The organism is Streptosporangiales bacterium (assembly GCA_009379955.1).
Lineage (GTDB): Bacteria > Actinomycetota > Actinomycetes > Streptosporangiales > WHST01 > WHST01.
Map to the genome: position 1 here is coordinate 1 of WHST01000137.1, position 16,722 is coordinate 16,722.

Genomic DNA, 16,722 nt, shown 5'->3' on the forward strand with positions numbered 1-16,722 from the left:
CACAACCTGCGGCGCCTCTTCACCACCAGCACAGCGACCACCCAGCCAGCATGACCCGGGCACACCCCCCGACTCACACATCCTCCCCATAGTCACGCCATCACCACACCGGACCCCAAAGCGCAACAGCCTCCAGGGCACGGTGAGGGTGCCCCTCACAGGCGGGATTGCGGGGTGACCGTGGTCAGAGGGCGCGGAAGAGGAGGACCGACAGCGGGATCGCCGCGGCGAGCACGAGGTAGAGCAGGAAGGTCACGCGGGTCCGGAGTCGACGCCTGCGCCGACGGCTGTCGCGGGTGTCGTCCGGGGGCTGCATCTCTCCTGCCCTCAGGGGCCTGCTCGGTGCCCTAGCGGGCGACCCGGCCCCGCTTGAGGCAGGAGGTGCAGACGTTGAGCCGCTTGCGGGTGCGGCCGACCATGGCGTGCACGGTCTGGATGTTCGGGTTGAACCGGCGGCGGGTGCGACGGTGCGAGTGCGAGATGTTGTTGCCGAACATCGGGCCCTTGCCACAGACGTCGCAGACGGCAGCCACGGTCAACTCCAACGAGATAGATAGACGTGCAGGATTGGCAGCCGTGTGATCGGCAGCCCCAAAAGCGTACCCGACCACCGCCGGGCGCGACGAATCCGGGTGTCGACATCCCGCGGCCGGACAGGCGGACGGATACCCTGCGCTCGTGGGAACGGCCCTGGACGCGGCGATGCTTCGCGACTGGTGTCGCGCCGCGGCGGACGACCTGTTCGGCGTGCGCGACGCGATCGACGCGCTCAACGTCTTCCCCGTGGCCGACGCGGACACCGGCACCAACCTCCACCTGACGATGACGGCGGCGGCCGACGCCCTCGCGACGCGGGCCGGTGAGGACCGGGCCGGCGACGCCTGGGCCGCGCTGTCGCGCGCGGCGCTGCTCGGGGCGCAGGGCAACTCGGGGGTCATCCTCAGCCAGCTGCTCCGCGGCGTCGCCGAGCACGCCCCGGCGGACGGCCCCGCGCTCGCGCGGGCGCTACGCCATGCCGCCGACGTCGCGTACGCCGCGGTCGGCGACCCGATCGAGGGCACCATGCTCACCGTGGCCACCGCGGCGGCGTCCGCCGCCGAGGTCGACTCGACCGGGCACGCCGACCTCGCGACGGTCGCCGACGCGGCCGCCCGCGGGGCGCGTGAGGCACTCGACCGCACGCCCGACCAGCTCGACGTGCTCGCCGAGGCGGGCGTGGTCGACGCCGGCGGGGCGGGCCTCGTGGTCGTCCTCGAGGCCCTCGCACGGGCGTGCGCGGGACGTCCTCGCGAGCCGGGTGACCTGCCGCACGTGCCCGCGCCCAGGGACGGCGTCCGGCCGCCGGTGCTCGCCGCGGTCGGTCCCGCGTACGAGGTGATGTACCTGCTCGACGCCGCCGACGACGCGGTCGAGGCGCTGCGCGACACGCTCGGCGGGCTCGGTGACTCCCTCGTCGTGGTCGGCGGTGACGGCGAGTGGAACGTCCACGTCCATGTCGACGACGCCGGCGCGGCGGTCGAGGCCGGCATCGGTGCGGGTCGCCCCCACCGGGTGCGGGTCACGCACCTGGCGGCAGGGGTGCGGGTCGCCCCCACCGGCCGCCGGCACGTCGTCGTCGTCGTGCCGACCGCCGGCCTCGGGGAGCTGTACGAGAGCGCCGGCGCTCGTGCGGTGGTAGCCGCCGGAGATGGCGCGCCGCCGACGGTCGACGAGGTGTGCGCCGCCGTGCCCCGGCCGCAGGGTGCCGAGGTGATCGTCGTCCCCGGTGACGGCAGCACGGTCGCCGTGACCGCGGACGCCGCCGGCAGGTGGCGCGCCGCCGGAGCCCGGGTCGCCGTGGTGCCCGTGCGCGTCGCGGTCCAGGGCCTCGCCGCCGTCGCCGTGCACCAGGTCGACCGCGCGTTCGATGACGACGCCGTCACCATGACCGCCGCGGCCGCGTCCACCGGGTGCGCCGACGTGCCCGTCGAGGGCACCGACACCGTCACGCGCACGGTCGGCGCCGTCGACCGGTTGCTGTCACCGCGGCAGGCCACACTGGTCACCCTGGTGTGCGGCCCCGACGCCCCCGGCGACCTGGTGGCCGCGGTACGCGAGCACGTGGCGCGTATCGTCCCCGGCGCCGAGGTCGCGGCGTACGACTGCGGGCCGTCGGGCACCGTGTCGGTCGGAGTGGAGTAGGGGACTGGACGAGGCATGGCGGCACTGGACGCGAACCTGAAGACGGTCCTCGGCGACAAGACGGCCAAGGCGCTCGAGCGCGAGCTCGACGTCGTCACGGTCGACGACCTGCTCAGGCACTACCCCCGCCGCTATGCCAAGCGCGGCGAGCTGACCGACCTCGCCGCACTGCGGGAGGACGAGCACGTCACGGTGCTCGCCAGGGTGAAGTCGAGCAGTAGCCGCCCTGTCCAGCAGCGCCACTTCGGCTCCCGGCAGGGCGCGCGCACCCTCGTCGAGGTCGTCGTCACCGACGGCAACGGCGAGCTGCGCCTCACGTTCTTCAACCAGCAGTGGCGTGCGAAGCAGCTCCACGTGGGTGTCGTCGGGCTGTTCTCCGGCAAGGTCTCGACGTACCGCCGCACGCGCCAGCTCGCGCACCCCGACTGCCAGGTGCTCGACGGCCCCGCCGCCTCGATCGACGACGTCGAGGAGCTCGCGCGGGCGCTCATCCCGGTCTACCCGGCCACGGCGAAGCTGCCGTCCTGGCGCATCCAGGCCGCCGTCCGCGTCGTGCTCGACCACCTTGATGTCGACGCCGACGCCGACCCGATGCCGGAGTCCGTCCGCAGGCGGCACCACCTGGTGGGCCTGCGTGACGCGCTCGTCGGGGTGCACCGGCCGGGGGAGTGGGACGAGCTCGGCCGCGCGCGCAGGCGGCTGAAGTGGGACGAGGCGTTCGTCCTGCAGGTCGAGCTGGCGCGGCGGCGGCGCGCGCAGGAGGCGTTGCCGGCGACCCCGCGCAAGCCGAGTGCCGACGGGCTGCTCGACGCCTTCGACGACGCGCTCCCGTTCTCGCTCACCGAGGGGCAGCGGCAGGTCGGCGAGGACATCCTCGCCGACATCGGCCGCAGCCATCCGATGCACCGGCTGCTGCAGGGTGAGGTCGGCAGCGGCAAGACCGTCTGCGCCGTCCGGGCGATGCTCGCCGTCATCGACGCCGGCGGGCAGGCCGCCATCCTCGCGCCCACCGAGGTGCTGGCACAGCAGCACCACCGGTCGATCGTCGAGCTGCTCGGGCCGCTCGCGACGGGCGGCATGCTCGGCGGCGACGAGCGCGGCACCCAGGTCGTGCTGCTCACCGGGTCGATGGGGCAGACCGAACGCCGCCGCGCCCTGCTCGACGCCGCGTCGGGGCAGGCCGGCATCGTCGTCGGCACCCACGCGCTGCTCCAGGACCAGGTGCAGTTCGCCGACCTCGGACTCGTCGTGGTCGACGAGCAGCACAGGTTCGGCGTCGAGCAGCGCGACGCACTGCGCGCCAAGGGCACGGCGCCGCCCCACGTGCTCGTCATGACGGCCACGCCGATCCCGCGCACGGTCGCGATGACCGTCTACGGCGACCTCGACGTCTCGACGCTGAGCGAGCTGCCCGCGGGCAGGTCGACGATCGCGAGCCACGTCGTGCCCGCCGCCGAACGCCCCGCCTACCTCACCCGCACCTGGGAGCGCATCACGGAGGAGATCGCCGCCGGCCACCAGGCGTACGTCGTGTGCCCCAGGATCGGCGACGAGAAGGCCGACGAGGACACCGACACGGACGACGCCGCCACTGCCGCGCGCCGGCCGCCGATGGCGGTGCTCGACGTGGCGCCCAAGCTCGCCGAGGGCCCCTTCGCCGACCTGCGGGTGGGCATCCTGCACGGCCGCATGCCGGCCGAGCGCAAGGACTCCGTGATGCGCGGGTTCGCCCTGGGCGAGTACGACGTCCTCGTCGCGACCACCGTGATCGAGGTCGGCGTCGACGTGCCCAACGCGACCGTCATGGTCGTCATGGACGCCGACCGGTTCGGCGTCGCGCAGCTCCACCAGCTCCGCGGCCGCGTCGGCCGGGGAAGCGCACCCGGGCTGTGCCTGCTCGTCACCGACGCCGAGGCGGAGTCGCCGGCGAGGGAACGGCTCGAGGCCGTCTCCGCCACCGTCGACGGGTTCCGGCTGTCGCGGCTCGACCTCGAGCAGCGCAAGGAGGGCACGATCCTCTCCGACCGCCAGCACGGCCGCACCGACCTGAAGCAGCTCACGCTGCTGCGCGACGAGGACATCATCAAGGACGCCCGCGACGAGGCCGCGACCCTCGTCGCCTCCGACCCCGACCTCACCGAGCACCCCGCGCTCGCACGGGAGATCGAGGCCTTGCTCGGCGACGACGCCGACTACCTCGAGAAGGGCTGACCCGGCCCGCCCCGCGCCCTTCACCTCGTGGACCGGGACTTCACCTCGTCCCGGCATGAGGTGAAGTCCTTGTTGATCACGTTGACGTGATCAACAAGGCGAGGCAGGGGCGCCGGGGCCGCAGCGGGGCAGCGGATCAGTGGTGGCCGACGGGGACGGTCCGGGTGAGGAACTCCTCGGTACGGGCCCAGGCCTCCGCCGCCTGCTCCGGTCGGGAGAAGACCGGCGACCGGGCGTTGTCGAACGCGTGCGAGGCGCCGGGGTAGACGTGCGTCTCGACGTCGTCGCGATGCGCGAACGCGGCGGCCACGGCATGCCTGGTGGCCTCGGGCACGTAGTCGTCGTCGCCACCCCAGTGGAAGAGCACGGGGCAGCGCACGTCAGGTGCCCGGTCGAGCTGCGCGGCGATGTCGGAGCCGTAGTAGAGCACCGCCGCGGCGGGGCCTGCGTGCGCCGCGACGCCGAACGCGATCCCGGCGCCGAGGCAGAAGCCGAGCACGCCGCTGCGCCGGTACACCGCGGGCATCGAGCGCAGGTGCTCGAACGAGGTGACGGCGTCGTCGACGGCCATCGAGAAGTCGAGCCGCCGCCGGTACTCCAGGCCGCGCTCGATCGCGTCGTCGGCCGCCTCGTCGATCGCGACGCCACGTGCCAGGCGCCAGTAGAGGTCGGGCACGATCACCACGTAGCCGAGTCGTGCGAGGCTCTCGGCCCGGCTCCTGACGTAGTCGGTGACACCGAAGATCTCGTGGACCAGGAGCATGCCGGGGCCCGTTCCCGACGGTGGCTCCGCGACCAGGGCCGGGATCGCGCCCGCCCCGTGCGCCGGTACCAACACGGACCGGCTGGTGATTCCCATGGACGACACGTGCCCTTCGACTCGACGGCCCCCGCCAGCCACGATGCAGGATAGGCCCATGAGGATGCATCCGCCGCCCGCCCACGGTGCCGACCCGTGACGCGGATCGTCGCGGGCACCGCCGGTGGCCGCCGGATCGCGGTGCCGCGGACGTTCGCCGGCCGGCCGACGTCGGAGCGCGCACGCGAGGCGCTCTTCGCGAGCCTCACCTCCCGCCTCGGCTCCTGGGAGGGCAGGCGGTTCGCCGACCTCTACGCCGGCACCGGCGCCGTCGGTCTCGAGGCGCTGTCCCGCGGCGCCTCGCACGGTCTGCTCGTCGAGTCCGACCGGTCCGCGGCGCGGGCGATCGCCGCGAACGCCCGCGACATCGGGCTCGACGACGCGGTGGTGGTCTCGCGCCCCGTGGAACAGGTCACCGCGGCGCCGCCGGCCGGCGGGCCGTACGACGTGCTGTTCCTCGACCCGCCGTACCCGCTGCCCGCGGCGGATGTGCGCGACGTGGTCGCCGCCCTGCTGCGCAACGGCTGGTGCGCGACCGGCGGCGTCGTCGTGGTCGAACGTGCGAGCAGGGACGCGCCGTTCCCCTGGCCGGACGACGTCGATCCCGGCACGTCGAGACGGTACGGGGACGCGACGTTTTGGTACGGTCACGCGCATAGCGCGGGTGAGAGGCGGGAGACCTAGTGTTGCGTGTCGTGTGTCCTGGTTCGTTCGACCCGATGACCAACGGGCACCTGGACATCGTCGAGCGCGCGGCGAAGCTCGCCGACGAGGTCGTCGTCGCCGTCCTGATCAACAAGTCGAAGAAGGGCCTCTTCACCGTCGAGGAGCGGCTCGAGATGCTGGCCGAGGTGACGGCGCCGTACGACAACGTCACCGTCGAGTCGTTCTACGGGCTGCTCGTCGACTTCTGCCGCGAACGCGACGTGCAGGCGATCGTCAAGGGCATCCGCGCGGTGAGCGACTTCGACTTCGAGCTGCAGATGGCACAGATGAATGTGCGACTGACCGGCGTGGAGACACTGCTCGTCGCCACCAACCCTCTCTATTCTTTCCTTTCATCGAGCCTCATCAAGGAGGTCGCGACGTACGGTGGCGACATCTCGGGCATGGTGCCCGACAGCGTGCGGGCACGGCTGGTCGAGCGGCTGGCCGAGCAGTAGCGGGCGGTGAACGGGGACGGAGCAGCGGTGGACGTGTACGAGAAGATCGATGAGATCGCGGACGTCGTCGAGTCGGCCAGGGCCGTGCCGATGTCCGCGTCCTGCATGGTCAACCGCGGCCAGCTGCTCGACCTGCTCGACGACCTTCGCGACATGCTTCCCGAGGACGTCAAGCGCGCGGAGCTGCTGCTCCGCGACCGCGACGCCGTCATCGACGAGGGACGCCAGGAGGCCGTCCGCATCGTCGACCGCGCCCGCACCGAGCGGGAGAGGCTCGTGACCGACAGCGACGTCGTCCGCGAGGCCAGGGACGAGGCGGCCCGGCTGCTCGCCGAGGCCGACACCGACATCAGGGACCGCAGGAACGAGCTCGACGAGTACTGCGACACCAAGCTCGCCAGCTTCGAGGTGACGCTGCAGAAGACCCTCTCCGCCGTGAGCCGCGGGAGGGACCGGCTGCGCGACCCGCACGGGTTCGACCGGCTCCGCGACGGAGAGGTAGAGCGCGAGCCCACCTGAGCGGTCCCGTCGCCCGGGCGCTCCTGATCGCGGGGCGATATGCCCGATTGTCCAGCTTCGGGCGTCGTCAGGTACCCTTGCCAGCGGTCTTACTCGAGGCCGCCTTGCCATGCCCGGAACTGCGTGAACTGAATCTCTGTGCCCGAACGAACCGTCGCTCTCGACCACCGCACTGACCCGCGGGGACCGCTGGTCTTCGACATGCGGTCGCTGGTCCGACGGCCGGGCACGGAGAAGAAGGTCCGGCAGACCGTGCCTGCGCCGGCCGACCTCGAGTTGCCCCTCGTCGGTGTGCCCGAGGGCACCGACATCGAGCTGGATCTGCGGTTCGAGTCGGTGGTCGAGGGCGTGCTCGTGTCGGGAACGGCACGGACGACCTACACCGGGGAGTGCGCGCGGTGCCTGGAACCGATCTCCGCTGACGTCGAGGTCGGGCTGCAGGAACTGTTCGCCCATCCCGGTGACGACGTCGACGACGAGGAGTCGCTGCTCGAGGCCGACATGATCGACCTCGAGCCGACGCTGCGCGACGCGGTGCTGCTCGAGCTGCCGCCGAGCCCGGTGTGCGGCGACGACTGTCCGGGTCTCTGCGCCGAGTGCGGGATCCGGCTCGCCGAGGCCGGGCCCGAGCACCGGCACGAGAGCGCCGACCCGCGGTGGGCGCAGCTCGCCGGACTGTACGAACGCATGACCGACGAGAACGACGACAGGGAGAACTGACGTGGCCGTTCCGAAGCGCAAGATGTCGCGCAGCAACACCCGGCACCGTCGCGCGCAGTGGAAGGGCCAGGCGCCGACGCTGGTGTCCTGCCCGCAGTGCCGCGAGGCCAAGCTGCCGCACACCGCGTGCCCCACGTGTGGCACGTACGGTCCCCGCGGGCAGCGCCGGCAGGTCATCGAGCCGGCATAGGAGTCATCGCCGTGCAGCGCCGAGCCGACTCCGTCCAGTGCCATCTGCGTCCGGCGGTCTCGCGACATGGTGTCCGCTGACCCGACGCGCAGTGTCGTCGTGCCCACGCCCGACGACGCCTTCGACTGCGCCCGCGCCGCGGTCTGCCGCGTGATGGAGATCCCGCCCGACTCGGTCACTGCGGCCACCCGCCTCGCCGGTGATCTCGGCGCCGACTCGCTCGCCGTCATCGAGACGGCGGAGCTCATGGAGGACGAGATCACCCGGCGCTTCCGGCTCCGGGTGTCGGTCGACGACCTCGCGCTGGTGCGCACGGCCACGGTCGGGGGACTGGCCGACGAGCTGTGGCGTTCGCTGACGTCGGCCGCCGGCTCGCGTACGGTGCGCTCGGCGGCGGCGGCGACGACGGCGAGGGGACAGTGATGGCGAAGGCGCACTTCGGGGCCGACCTCGACAAGCTTCGCGACTCTCTCGTCGTCCCGATCGACACCGGCCTGCTCGAGCTCGCGCTCGTCCACCGGTCGTACGCCTACGAGCACGGCGGGCTGCCGACCAACGAGCGGCTGGAGTTCCTCGGCGACGCCGTCCTCGGCATCATCGTCACCGACACGCTGTACCGCACCTTCCCCGACCTGCCCGAGGGACAGCTGGCCAAGCTGCGCGCGGCGGTCGTCAACATGCGCGCGCTCGCCGGCGTCAGCCGCACCCTCGACGTCGGCTCGCACCTGAAGCTCGGCAAGGGCGAGGAGAACACCGGCGGTCGCGACAAGTCCTCGATCCTCGCCGACGCTCTCGAGGCCCTGATCGGCGCGGTGTACCTGTCCGGCGGCATGGACCTCGCCAGGTCGTTCATCCACCGGCTGTTCGACCCCCTCATCGCCGAGTCGGCGACCCTCGGCGCCGGGCTCGACTGGAAGACCTCGCTGCAGGAGCTCACGGCCCAGCAGATGCTCGGCGTCCCCGAGTACGTCGTCGAGGAGGACGGCCCGGACCACTGCAAGGCGTTCCGCGCCACGGCGGTCGTGGGCGGCAACCCCCTGGGCACGGGTGAGGGCCGGAGCAAGAAGGAGGCCGAGCAGCAGGCGGCCGAGGTCGCCTGGCAGGCGCTCCGCGACCGCGTCGCGTCCGCGCCTCCCGACGACGCCGACTAGGGTCGCCGCCGGTGCCCGAGCTGCCGGAGGTCGAGGTCGTCAGAACCGGTCTGGCCCGCTGGGTCGTCGGGCGTCCCGTCGAGCACGTCGAGGTGCGCCACCCGCGCGCGGTCCGGCGGCACGTCGCCGGCGACGCCGACTTCGCGGCGCGCCTGCGCGGCCGCCGGATCGAGGCGGCGCACCGCCGCGGCAAGTACCTGTGGCTACCGCTCGACGCCCCCGACGTCCTCGTCGGGCATCTCGGTATGAGCGGTCAGCTCCTCGTCGTCGAGCCGGGTGCGCCCGACGGTCCGCACCTGCGCGTGCGGGTCGCGTTCGCCGACGGCGCCGGTGAGCTCAGGTTCGTCGACCAGCGTACGTTCGGCGGCCTGTTCGTCGCGCCCGCTGCGGAGCGTCCCGGCGACCCACCCGCCGAGATCGCGCACATCGCGAGGGATCCACTCGACCCCGGGTTCGACGAGGACGCGTTCTTCCGCACGCTGCGTCGACGGCGCACCGGACTCAAGCGAGCGCTGCTCGACCAGTCGTTCGTCAGCGGCGTGGGCAACATCTACGCCGACGAGGCGCTGTGGCAGGCCGGGCTGCACGGCGCGCGCGCCACCGAGGGCGTCACCCGGGCCGAGTCACGGCGGGTGGTGGCGGGGGTGCGTGCGGTCATGGCGGCGGCCCTGACTGCGGGCGGTACGTCCTTCGACTCGCTCTACGTCAACGTCAACGGCGAAAGCGGATACTTCGACCGTTCCCTGCACGTCTACGGACGCGAGGGCGAACCCTGCGACGAATGCGGCACGCCGATCCGCAGGGAGGCGTTCATGAACCGTTCGTCGTACACCTGTCCGCGGTGTCAACCGCGACCGCGCCGGGCACGGTAGGAGGCCCGAAATCTGGGGATTTCCCGGGGCGACAGGCCAGACGGGCACCCCGCCTTGACCCTGGTCAGGTCGAGGTGCGACTCTTGATGCGGACAGTTCTGTGCCGGGACCAGCTGCGTTTCGTTTCTGGGCGGGTCCCCCAGGCGCGATGTCCAACGTCACCCTTTCTGACGAGGTGTGGAGGTCTGATGGCAAAGGCGCTTTACGGCCATGTGGGTGGTCCAGACCCCCGCATGGTGTCTGAGGTGCGCCGCCTGCAGCGACGAGTACGCGATCTGGAGGACGAGTTGATTCGCGTCAAGCGGGAGAACGACGTGCTCGCCGCCGCCGTGTCCCACGAGGAGCTGCTGACGTTGACCGAGCAACATGTGGAGCCGGCACTCACCTGAGGCGCCGTACCGGCCAGCATCGCTGGCAACGAGGGGACGCGGGTGCGTCCCCTCTGGCATGTCCGGCGATCTTCCTCGTGTGGTGACGACCCCGTCGGCGCGGCGGATGTCGGTCCGAGGCGGCTCCCCGGTACTGTGGGTGGCCAGCTTCCCCGCTGCACGAATATCACGACCCGGCCGGTCGACCCGGCCGGCCTGACGACGCCTGGGGAGCGATGCGTTGCATCTGAAGAGCCTGACGCTTCGCGGTTTCAAGTCCTTCGCCTCGTCGACGACGCTGAAGTTCGAGCCGGGCATCACCTGCGTGGTGGGGCCGAACGGCTCGGGCAAGTCCAACGTGGTCGACGCCCTGTCGTGGGTGATGGGTGAGCAGGGCGCGAAGTCGCTGCGCGGCGGCAAGATGGAGGACGTCATCTTCGCCGGCACGGCCGGCCGTCCGCCGCTGGGCCGTGCCGAGGTCGTCCTCACGATCGACAACACCGACGGCGCCCTGCCGATCGAGTACTCCGAGGTCACCATCAGCCGGCTGATGTTCCGGTCCGGCCAGAGCGAGTACGCGATCAACGGCAACCCGGCGCGACTCCTCGACATCCAGGAGCTGCTCTCCGACTCCGGCATCGGCCGCGAGATGCATGTCATCGTCGGTCAGGGCCAGCTCGACGCGGTCGTGCTCGCGTCCCCCGAGGGACGCCGCGGCTTCATCGAGGAGGCCGCGGGCGTCCTCAAGCACCGCAAGCGCAAGGAGAAGGCGCTCCGCAAGCTCGACGCGATGCAGGCCAACCTGACGCGCGTGTCCGACCTCACCGCCGAGATCAGGCGCCAGCTGAAGCCGCTCGGCAAGCAGGCCGAGGTCGCGCGCAAGGCGGCGACGATCCAGGCCGATGTCCGCGACGCCAAGCTGCGGCTGCTCGCCGACGACCTCGTGACCCTGCGCGGCCAGCTCGAGCAGGAGGTCGCCGACGAGACGGAGACCAGGGACCGGCGCGCGTCGGTCGAGGCACAGCTCGCTGCCGCACAACGGCGCGAGGCGGAGCTGGAGGAGCTGGAGCGTGAGGCGGCGCCGTACCTCGCCCGCGCGCAGGAGGTCTGGTACCGGCTGACCTCGCTGCGGGAGCGCTTCCGCGGCACCGAGGGGCTGGCCACCGAACGCGTCAGGCACCTGGCCGAGGAGCCGGAGGAGGAGCGCACCGGACGCGATCCCGAGGCGCTCGAGGCCGAGGCGCGGGAGGTGCGCACCCGCGAGGGCGAGCTCGCGACCGAGCTGACGACCGCCCAGGGTGCGCTCGCCGAGGCGGTCGGGCACCGGTCGACCACCGAGTCCACGCTCGCCGCGGAGGAGCAGCGCGTCGCCGCCGCCCAGCGGGCGGAGGCCGACCGGCGCGAGAACCTCGTCAAGCTACGCGGTGAGGTCGCGGCGCTGCGCAGCCGCGCATCCGCCGCCGTCGCCGAGATCGGCCGGCTGACCACGGCGCTCGACGACGCCCGTGCGCGCGCCGAGCAGGCGCGGCAGGAGTACGCCGCGGTCGAGGGCACCGTCGTCAACCTCGACGAGGGCGAGGTCGACCTCGACGCGCGGCACGAGCGTGCCGTCGTCTCCCTCGAGTCCGCGAAGAACCGCGTCCAGGACCTGCAGCGCGAGGTCCACGACGCCGAGCGGGAGCGCGCCGCCCTCGTCGCCCGCAAGGAGGCGCTCGAGCTCGGCCTCGCCCGCAAGGACGGCGCCGGTGCGCTCCTCGCGGCGACCGACGAGGTGTCCGGCCTGCTGGGGTCCGTCGCGGCGCTGGTCAACGTACGGTCCGGCGCCGAGGCCGCCGTCGCCGCCGCGCTCGGCGCGGTCGCCGACGCGGTCGCCGTCGAGTCGGTCGAGTCGGCGGCTCACGCCCTCGGCTGGCTCAAGCGCGGCGAGGCCGGCCGCGTCGACGTCCTCGTCTCCGGCGCCTCCGCCGACCGCTCCGGCTGGCCCGAGGCGCCGCTGGGCACGACGTACGCCGTCGACCTCGTCGATTGCCCCGCCGCCATGCGGCCGTCACTCACCCGGCTCCTCGACAAGGTGGTCGTGGTCGACGACCTGTCCGCCGCCCGCGCGATCGTCGCGGCGCACCCGGAGCTGCAGGCCGTCACCAGGGACGGCGACCTGCTCGGCACGCACCGGGCACGGGGTGGCTCGACGAGCGCGCCGAGCCTCATCGAGGTGCAGGCGGCCGTCGACGAGGCCGCCGAGAAGCTGACCGAGTCGCAGCACAGGTCCGAGCGCGCCACGTTCGCGCTCACCACGGCGACGGAGGAGCAGGAGCGGGCCGAGCGGGCCGTCGAGGAGGCGCTCGACCGGCTGCACGAGTCCGACGCCCGCATGTCCGCGGTGACCGAGCAGCTGGCGCAGCTCGGGTCAGCGGCACGCGCCGCGACGGCGGAGGCCGACCGGCTCGCCAGGTCGGTGGCCGCGGCCGAGCAGGCGCGTGACCACGACCTCAGCGGCCTTGCCGAGCTCGAGGAGCGGCTGCATGCGGCCGAGGCGCTGCCCGACGACGAGACCGAGCCCGACACCGGCTACCGCGACCGGCTGCGCACAGCCGTCGACGACGCCAGGGCCCGCGAGATGGAGGCCAGGCTCGCGGTCCGTACCGTCGAGGAGCGCGTCCGTGCGCTCACCGGCAGGGCCGAGCAGCTCGAACGCGCGGCGGTGGCCGAGCGGGCGGCACGGGAGCGCGCGGAGCGAAGGCGCGAGCGCCGGCAGCGCGAGGCCAGGGTGGCCGAGGCCGTCGCCAAGGGCGCGGCGTACGCGTTGACGTGCATCGAGAGCTCGCTCGCCCGCGCGGCCGAGGAGCGTGGTGACGCCGAGCGCGGCCGCACCGCGCGTGAGGCCGAGTTCCGGTCGCTGCGCTCCACCCTGCGCGAGCTCACCTCCGAGCTCGACAAGCTCACCGACGTCGTCCACGGCACGGAGCTGGCCCGGGCGGAGCAGCGCACGCGGATCGAGCAGCTGGAGCAGCGTGCGCTCGACGAGCTGGGCATCGAGGTGTCCGCGGTCGTCGCCGAGTACGGACCCGAGTGCCCGATCCCGCAGGTCGGCGAGGACGGCGAGTCGGCCGAGCCGATCGCGTACGAGCGCACTGCGCAGGAGAAGCGGCTGCGGGCGGCCGAGCGTCAGCTGACCCTGCTGGGCAAGGTCAACCCGCTCGCCCTGGAGGAGTTCTCCGCGCTCGAGGAGCGCCACAAGTTCCTCAGCGAGCAGTTGGAGGACCTCAAGGCCACGCGCCGCGACCTGCTCACGGTCGTGCGCGAGGTCGACGACAGGATCGAGCAGGTCTTCCGCAGCGCCTACGAGGACACCGCACGGGAGTTCGAGTCGGTCTTCTCCCGCCTGTTCCCCGGTGGCGAGGGTCGCCTCGTCCTCACCGAGCCCAACGACATGCTGTCGACGGGCGTGGAGGTCGAGGCGCGTCCGCCGGGCAAGAAGGTCAAGCGGCTGTCGCTGCTGTCCGGTGGTGAGCGGTCGCTGGTCGCGATCGCACTGCTCGTCGCCATCTTCAAGGCGCGGCCGAGCCCGTTCTACGTCCTCGACGAGGTCGAGGCGGCGCTCGACGACACCAACCTGCGGCGGCTGCTCACGATCCTCGAGGAGTTGCGTGAGTCGAGCCAGCTCGTCGTCATCACGCACCAGAAGCCGACGATGGAGATCGCCGACAGCCTCTACGGCGTGAGCATGCGCGGCGACGGCGTCACGTCGGTGATCGGTCAGCGCATGCGCGAAGCCGAGTCGGTGTGACTGCGGGGGAGCGACCGTTCGACGCGTTGCTGATCGACCTCGACGGCGTGCTGCGCGTGTGGGACCCCTCGGTGACGGTCGAGCTCGAGCGCCGGTACGAGGTGCCCGAGGGCACCCTGTACCGCACCGCGTTCGAGCCCGACCTCCTGCACCGTGCGGTCGTCGGCGAGCTGAGCGACGACGAGTGGCGCAGGACCGTCGCCGCCGCGCTGCTGCCGACGTACGGCATCGAGGTCGCCGCCGACCTCGTGGCCGACTGGAGCGAGCCGCTGGGCTCCGTCGACGACGACGTCCGCGCCCTCGTGGCCCGCGTACGCGAGGCCGGGGTCACGATCGTGCTCACCAGCAACGCCACGACGCGACTGGAGAGCGAACTCGACGCGCTCGACCTCACCGACCTCCTCGACGTCGTGGTCAGCTCGGCTCGGCTGCGGGTGGCGAAGCCCGAGCCCACCTTCTACTTCGCCGCCGCCCAGATGGCCGGCGTCGAGGTCGACCGCTGCCTGTTCGTCGACGACGAGGCCATCAACGTCGACGTCGCCCGCGCGGTCGGCATGCAGGCCCACGTCTACGTCGGCCTCGACGACCTCGAGGAGACCCTCGCCCCCGTCCTGTAGCAGGTGCGCGATCCTGTGGTCGGTGAGCCCTGCCGTGCTTCACGGGGTGGCCGTGGACACCGGGGCCTGTGTCCGAAATGTTGCGAAGATCATCCCGTAAACCGGTCGCATGACCCTGGCGTCTCGCACTCGTGGTGAGACAATGGTGGAGAGGCTCAAGGGGGTAGCCGATGCTCGTGATGTTCATCGTCCTTCTCGTTCTCCTGGTTCCGGCACTGGTCGTGCTGGCTTTCGCGGCGTATCCGCGGCAAGGCCACCGACTGCCGCCAGGTCTCGACCCGTACCCGCGGGTCGAGGCGGCACAGGAGAAGTTCCGTCCGACGGCGCAGCGGCTGCGTCCGATGGCGGATCGGGTGGCGTCGGCCGCCGAGCGGGCGGCTCCTGCCGTGGGCAGGGTCAAGACGGCGGTCGAACACACGGACAAGCGGCTGCAGAGTCTCGTGGGTGAGGCGCCGGCACGGCGTGCGCCGGCAAGCCCGGTGCCGCCGTCCGAGGCGCCCGGCCACCCGTTCACCCCGGTGGCCGCGCGTCCCGAGCGACACCCGCAGCGGGCCACACCGCCGCCGCCGATGCCCGCGCTGCCGGAACGTCCGGCGGCCGCGAAGGCACCCGCGAAGCCGCGGGCGAAGATCCTGGCCAAGTCCGCCGCGAAGGCGGGCACCAAGGCCGGCGCGGGGTCGAACCGCCTGCGGTAAGAGTCCGGGAAGGGTGGACCTCTCGGCGGCGTGCCGCCTCTGGAAGACTCGCGCTCGTGGCCGACTATCTCCTTCTCGTCATCGCGATCTGTGTGGTCGCGGCCGTTGCCGTCGTCGGGCTCGTCGTCGGCGGCCTGCGCCGCCGGCGGCGTCCCGGGCCGACCGCCGGCCCCGACACGACGGCCGCTGCGACCACGGCACCAGCGACCGACGTCGACGACGTGGGGGACACCTCCGTCGAGCCCGCCACGGCGGTGGCGACCGCGGAGCCCGCCGCTCCCGAGATCGAGGTTCCCGCCTCCGCCGCCGGTCGCCTGGTGCGGCTGCGCGCGCGGCTCGCCCGCACGCAGGGCACCCTCGGCCGCGGCCTGCTGACGCTGCTGTCGCGCGACATCCTCGACGACGACACCTGGGACGAGGTCGAGGAGAGCCTGCTAGCCGCCGACGTCGGCGTCACACCCACCCGGCACATCGTCGACAACCTCAGGACGCGGGTCCGGGTCCTCGGCACGCGTACGCCGGACCAGCTCCGGCTGCTGCTCCGCGAGGAGCTGCTCTACCAGCTCGGCACGGACCTCGACCGTGAGGTACGCGCCACCCGCCACGGCGGTGCGCCGGCCGTCGTCCTCGTCGTCGGTGTCAACGGCACCGGCAAGACCACGACGGTCGGCAAGCTCGGCCGGGTGCTCGTCGCCGAGGGCAGGAAGGTCGTCCTCGGCGCGGCCGACACGTTCCGCGCCGCAGCCGCGGACCAGCTGGAGACGTGGGGCACCCGGGTCGGCGCCGAGGTCGTGCGCGGCGCGGAACACGCCGACCCCGCCAGTGTCGCGTTCGAGGCCGTGCGTCACGGTGTCGAGAGCGAGGTCGACGCCGTCCTCGTCGACACGGCGGGACGCCTGCACACCAAGCAGGGACTCATGGACGAGCTGGGCAAGGTCAAGCGGGTGGTCGAGAAACAGGCCGCCGTCGACGAGGTGCTGCTCGTGATCGATGCCACGACGGGCCAGAACGGGCTCGTCCAGGCACGGGTGTTCGCCGAGGTCGTCGACGTCACGGGCCTGGTGCTGACCAAGCTCGACGGCACCGCGAAGGGTGGCATCGTCATCGCCGTGCAGCGCGAGCTCGGCGTCCCGGTGAAGCTCGTGGGCCTCGGCGAGGGACCAGACGACCTGGCGCCGTTCACCCCCGAGGGATTCGTCGACGCGCTGCTCGCCGAGGACTGACTCGTCCATGGGCTCGCCGCCCGCGCCGTTGATCACGTTAACCTCGATTGTTCACGTGGGGTGGTGGTGTGGCCGTGGTGGGGTGTTGTGGGGTGTGGTTGAGGTGTTTGCGGGGTGGGGGGTAGGGCGGTGGCCCGGTTGTCGCCTGGGGTGGGCGCCGGTTCCA

Annotated in this window: 17 protein-coding genes; 15 read left to right on the plus strand and 2 right to left on the minus strand. The window is 72.5% G+C overall.

Features of this window, described 5'->3' with window-relative positions:
• Positions 1 to 347 precede the first annotated feature (347 nt).
• Positions 348 to 533 carry a 50S ribosomal protein L28 gene (gene rpmB / locus GEV10_27840; protein MQA82229.1) on the minus strand — a complete coding sequence of 62 codons (186 nt, stop codon included), beginning with the start codon at positions 531 to 533 and terminating at the stop codon, positions 348 to 350.
• A 169-nt stretch (positions 534 to 702) separates the two neighbouring features.
• Here rpmB and GEV10_27845 point away from each other — a divergent pair, with 169 nt between their 5' ends.
• A complete protein-coding gene (locus tag GEV10_27845; protein MQA82230.1) occupies positions 703 to 2,181 on the plus strand; it encodes a DAK2 domain-containing protein in 1,479 nt (492 codons plus the stop codon).
• Positions 2,182 to 2,196: 15 nt separating this feature from the next.
• A complete protein-coding gene (recG, locus tag GEV10_27850) occupies positions 2,197 to 4,392 on the plus strand; it encodes an ATP-dependent DNA helicase RecG (protein ID MQA82231.1) in 2,196 nt (731 codons plus the stop codon).
• 136 nt (positions 4,393 to 4,528) lie between these two features.
• On the opposite strand, the gene GEV10_27855 is transcribed toward recG, so the two are convergent.
• Positions 4,529 to 5,311 (minus strand): dienelactone hydrolase family protein, encoded by a 783-nt coding sequence (locus tag GEV10_27855; GenBank protein ID MQA82232.1) that lies wholly within the window; start codon positions 5,309 to 5,311, stop codon positions 4,529 to 4,531.
• 36 nt (positions 5,312 to 5,347) lie between these two features.
• Between GEV10_27855 and GEV10_27860 the strand changes: the two genes are divergently transcribed.
• From GEV10_27860 to ftsY, 13 genes are all read left to right on the plus strand, one after another.
• A complete protein-coding gene (locus tag GEV10_27860) occupies positions 5,348 to 5,935 on the plus strand; it encodes a 16S rRNA (guanine(966)-N(2))-methyltransferase RsmD (protein MQA82233.1) in 588 nt (195 codons plus the stop codon).
• A complete protein-coding gene (gene coaD / locus GEV10_27865) occupies positions 5,935 to 6,414 on the plus strand; it encodes a pantetheine-phosphate adenylyltransferase (GenBank protein MQA82234.1) in 480 nt (159 codons plus the stop codon). Before GEV10_27860 ends, coaD begins: the two co-directional genes overlap by 1 nt.
• 27 nt (positions 6,415 to 6,441) lie before the next feature.
• Complete coding sequence (locus tag GEV10_27870; GenBank protein MQA82235.1) at positions 6,442 to 6,933, plus strand: hypothetical protein; 492 nt, start codon at positions 6,442 to 6,444, stop codon at positions 6,931 to 6,933.
• Positions 6,934 to 7,134: 201 nt separating this feature from the next.
• Complete coding sequence (locus tag GEV10_27875) at positions 7,135 to 7,653, plus strand: DUF177 domain-containing protein (protein ID MQA82236.1); 519 nt, start codon at positions 7,135 to 7,137, stop codon at positions 7,651 to 7,653.
• Position 7,654: 1 nt separating this feature from the next.
• Complete coding sequence (gene rpmF / locus GEV10_27880) at positions 7,655 to 7,843, plus strand: 50S ribosomal protein L32 (protein MQA82237.1); 189 nt, start codon at positions 7,655 to 7,657, stop codon at positions 7,841 to 7,843.
• 66 nt (positions 7,844 to 7,909) lie between these two features.
• Positions 7,910 to 8,266, plus strand: coding sequence for a hypothetical protein (locus tag GEV10_27885; protein MQA82238.1), 357 nt, complete (start codon positions 7,910 to 7,912; stop codon positions 8,264 to 8,266).
• Positions 8,266 to 8,994, plus strand: a complete 729-nt coding sequence (locus GEV10_27890) for a ribonuclease III (protein MQA82239.1) — start codon at positions 8,266 to 8,268, stop codon at positions 8,992 to 8,994. Before GEV10_27885 ends, GEV10_27890 begins: the two co-directional genes overlap by 1 nt.
• Before the next feature lie 11 nt (positions 8,995 to 9,005).
• Positions 9,006 to 9,866, plus strand: a complete 861-nt coding sequence (gene mutM / locus GEV10_27895; GenBank protein MQA82240.1) for a bifunctional DNA-formamidopyrimidine glycosylase/DNA-(apurinic or apyrimidinic site) lyase — start codon at positions 9,006 to 9,008, stop codon at positions 9,864 to 9,866.
• 188 nt (positions 9,867 to 10,054) lie between these two features.
• Positions 10,055 to 10,255: a hypothetical protein gene (locus GEV10_27900; protein MQA82241.1), complete on the plus strand. Its 201-nt coding sequence runs from the start codon at positions 10,055 to 10,057 to the stop codon at positions 10,253 to 10,255.
• Positions 10,256 to 10,475: 220 nt separating this feature from the next.
• Positions 10,476 to 14,021 carry a chromosome segregation protein SMC gene (gene smc, locus GEV10_27905; GenBank protein MQA82242.1) on the plus strand — a complete coding sequence of 1,182 codons (3,546 nt, stop codon included), beginning with the start codon at positions 10,476 to 10,478 and terminating at the stop codon, positions 14,019 to 14,021.
• Complete coding sequence (locus GEV10_27910; protein MQA82243.1) at positions 14,018 to 14,638, plus strand: HAD-IA family hydrolase; 621 nt, start codon at positions 14,018 to 14,020, stop codon at positions 14,636 to 14,638. The genes smc and GEV10_27910 overlap by 4 nt, the downstream gene beginning before the upstream one ends.
• A 170-nt stretch (positions 14,639 to 14,808) precedes the next feature.
• Positions 14,809 to 15,333: a hypothetical protein gene (locus GEV10_27915; GenBank protein MQA82244.1), complete on the plus strand. Its 525-nt coding sequence runs from the start codon at positions 14,809 to 14,811 to the stop codon at positions 15,331 to 15,333.
• 92 nt (positions 15,334 to 15,425) lie between these two features.
• Positions 15,426 to 16,556: a signal recognition particle-docking protein FtsY gene (gene ftsY, locus GEV10_27920; GenBank protein MQA82245.1), complete on the plus strand. Its 1,131-nt coding sequence runs from the start codon at positions 15,426 to 15,428 to the stop codon at positions 16,554 to 16,556.
• Positions 16,557 to 16,722: the final 166 nt, after the last annotated feature.

Bases quoted from the DNA above. Each gene is read 5' to 3' on its own strand.
- GEV10_27915 (MQA82244.1), top strand. From the start codon at position 14,809: ATGCTCGTGATGTTCATCGTCCTTCTCGTTCTCCTGGTTCCGGCACTG.
- GEV10_27890 (MQA82239.1), top strand. From the start codon at position 8,266: ATGGCGAAGGCGCACTTCGGGGCCGACCTCGACAAGCTTCGCGACTCT.
- GEV10_27845 (MQA82230.1), top strand. From the start codon at position 703: ATGCTTCGCGACTGGTGTCGCGCCGCGGCGGACGACCTGTTCGGCGTG.
- GEV10_27875 (MQA82236.1), top strand. From the start codon at position 7,135: ATGCGGTCGCTGGTCCGACGGCCGGGCACGGAGAAGAAGGTCCGGCAG.
- GEV10_27885 (MQA82238.1), top strand. From the start codon at position 7,910: ATGGTGTCCGCTGACCCGACGCGCAGTGTCGTCGTGCCCACGCCCGAC.
- recG (MQA82231.1), top strand. From the start codon at position 2,197: ATGGCGGCACTGGACGCGAACCTGAAGACGGTCCTCGGCGACAAGACG.
- GEV10_27900 (MQA82241.1), top strand. From the start codon at position 10,055: ATGGCAAAGGCGCTTTACGGCCATGTGGGTGGTCCAGACCCCCGCATG.
- GEV10_27855 (MQA82232.1), bottom strand. From the start codon at position 5,311: ATGGGCCTATCCTGCATCGTGGCTGGCGGGGGCCGTCGAGTCGAAGGG.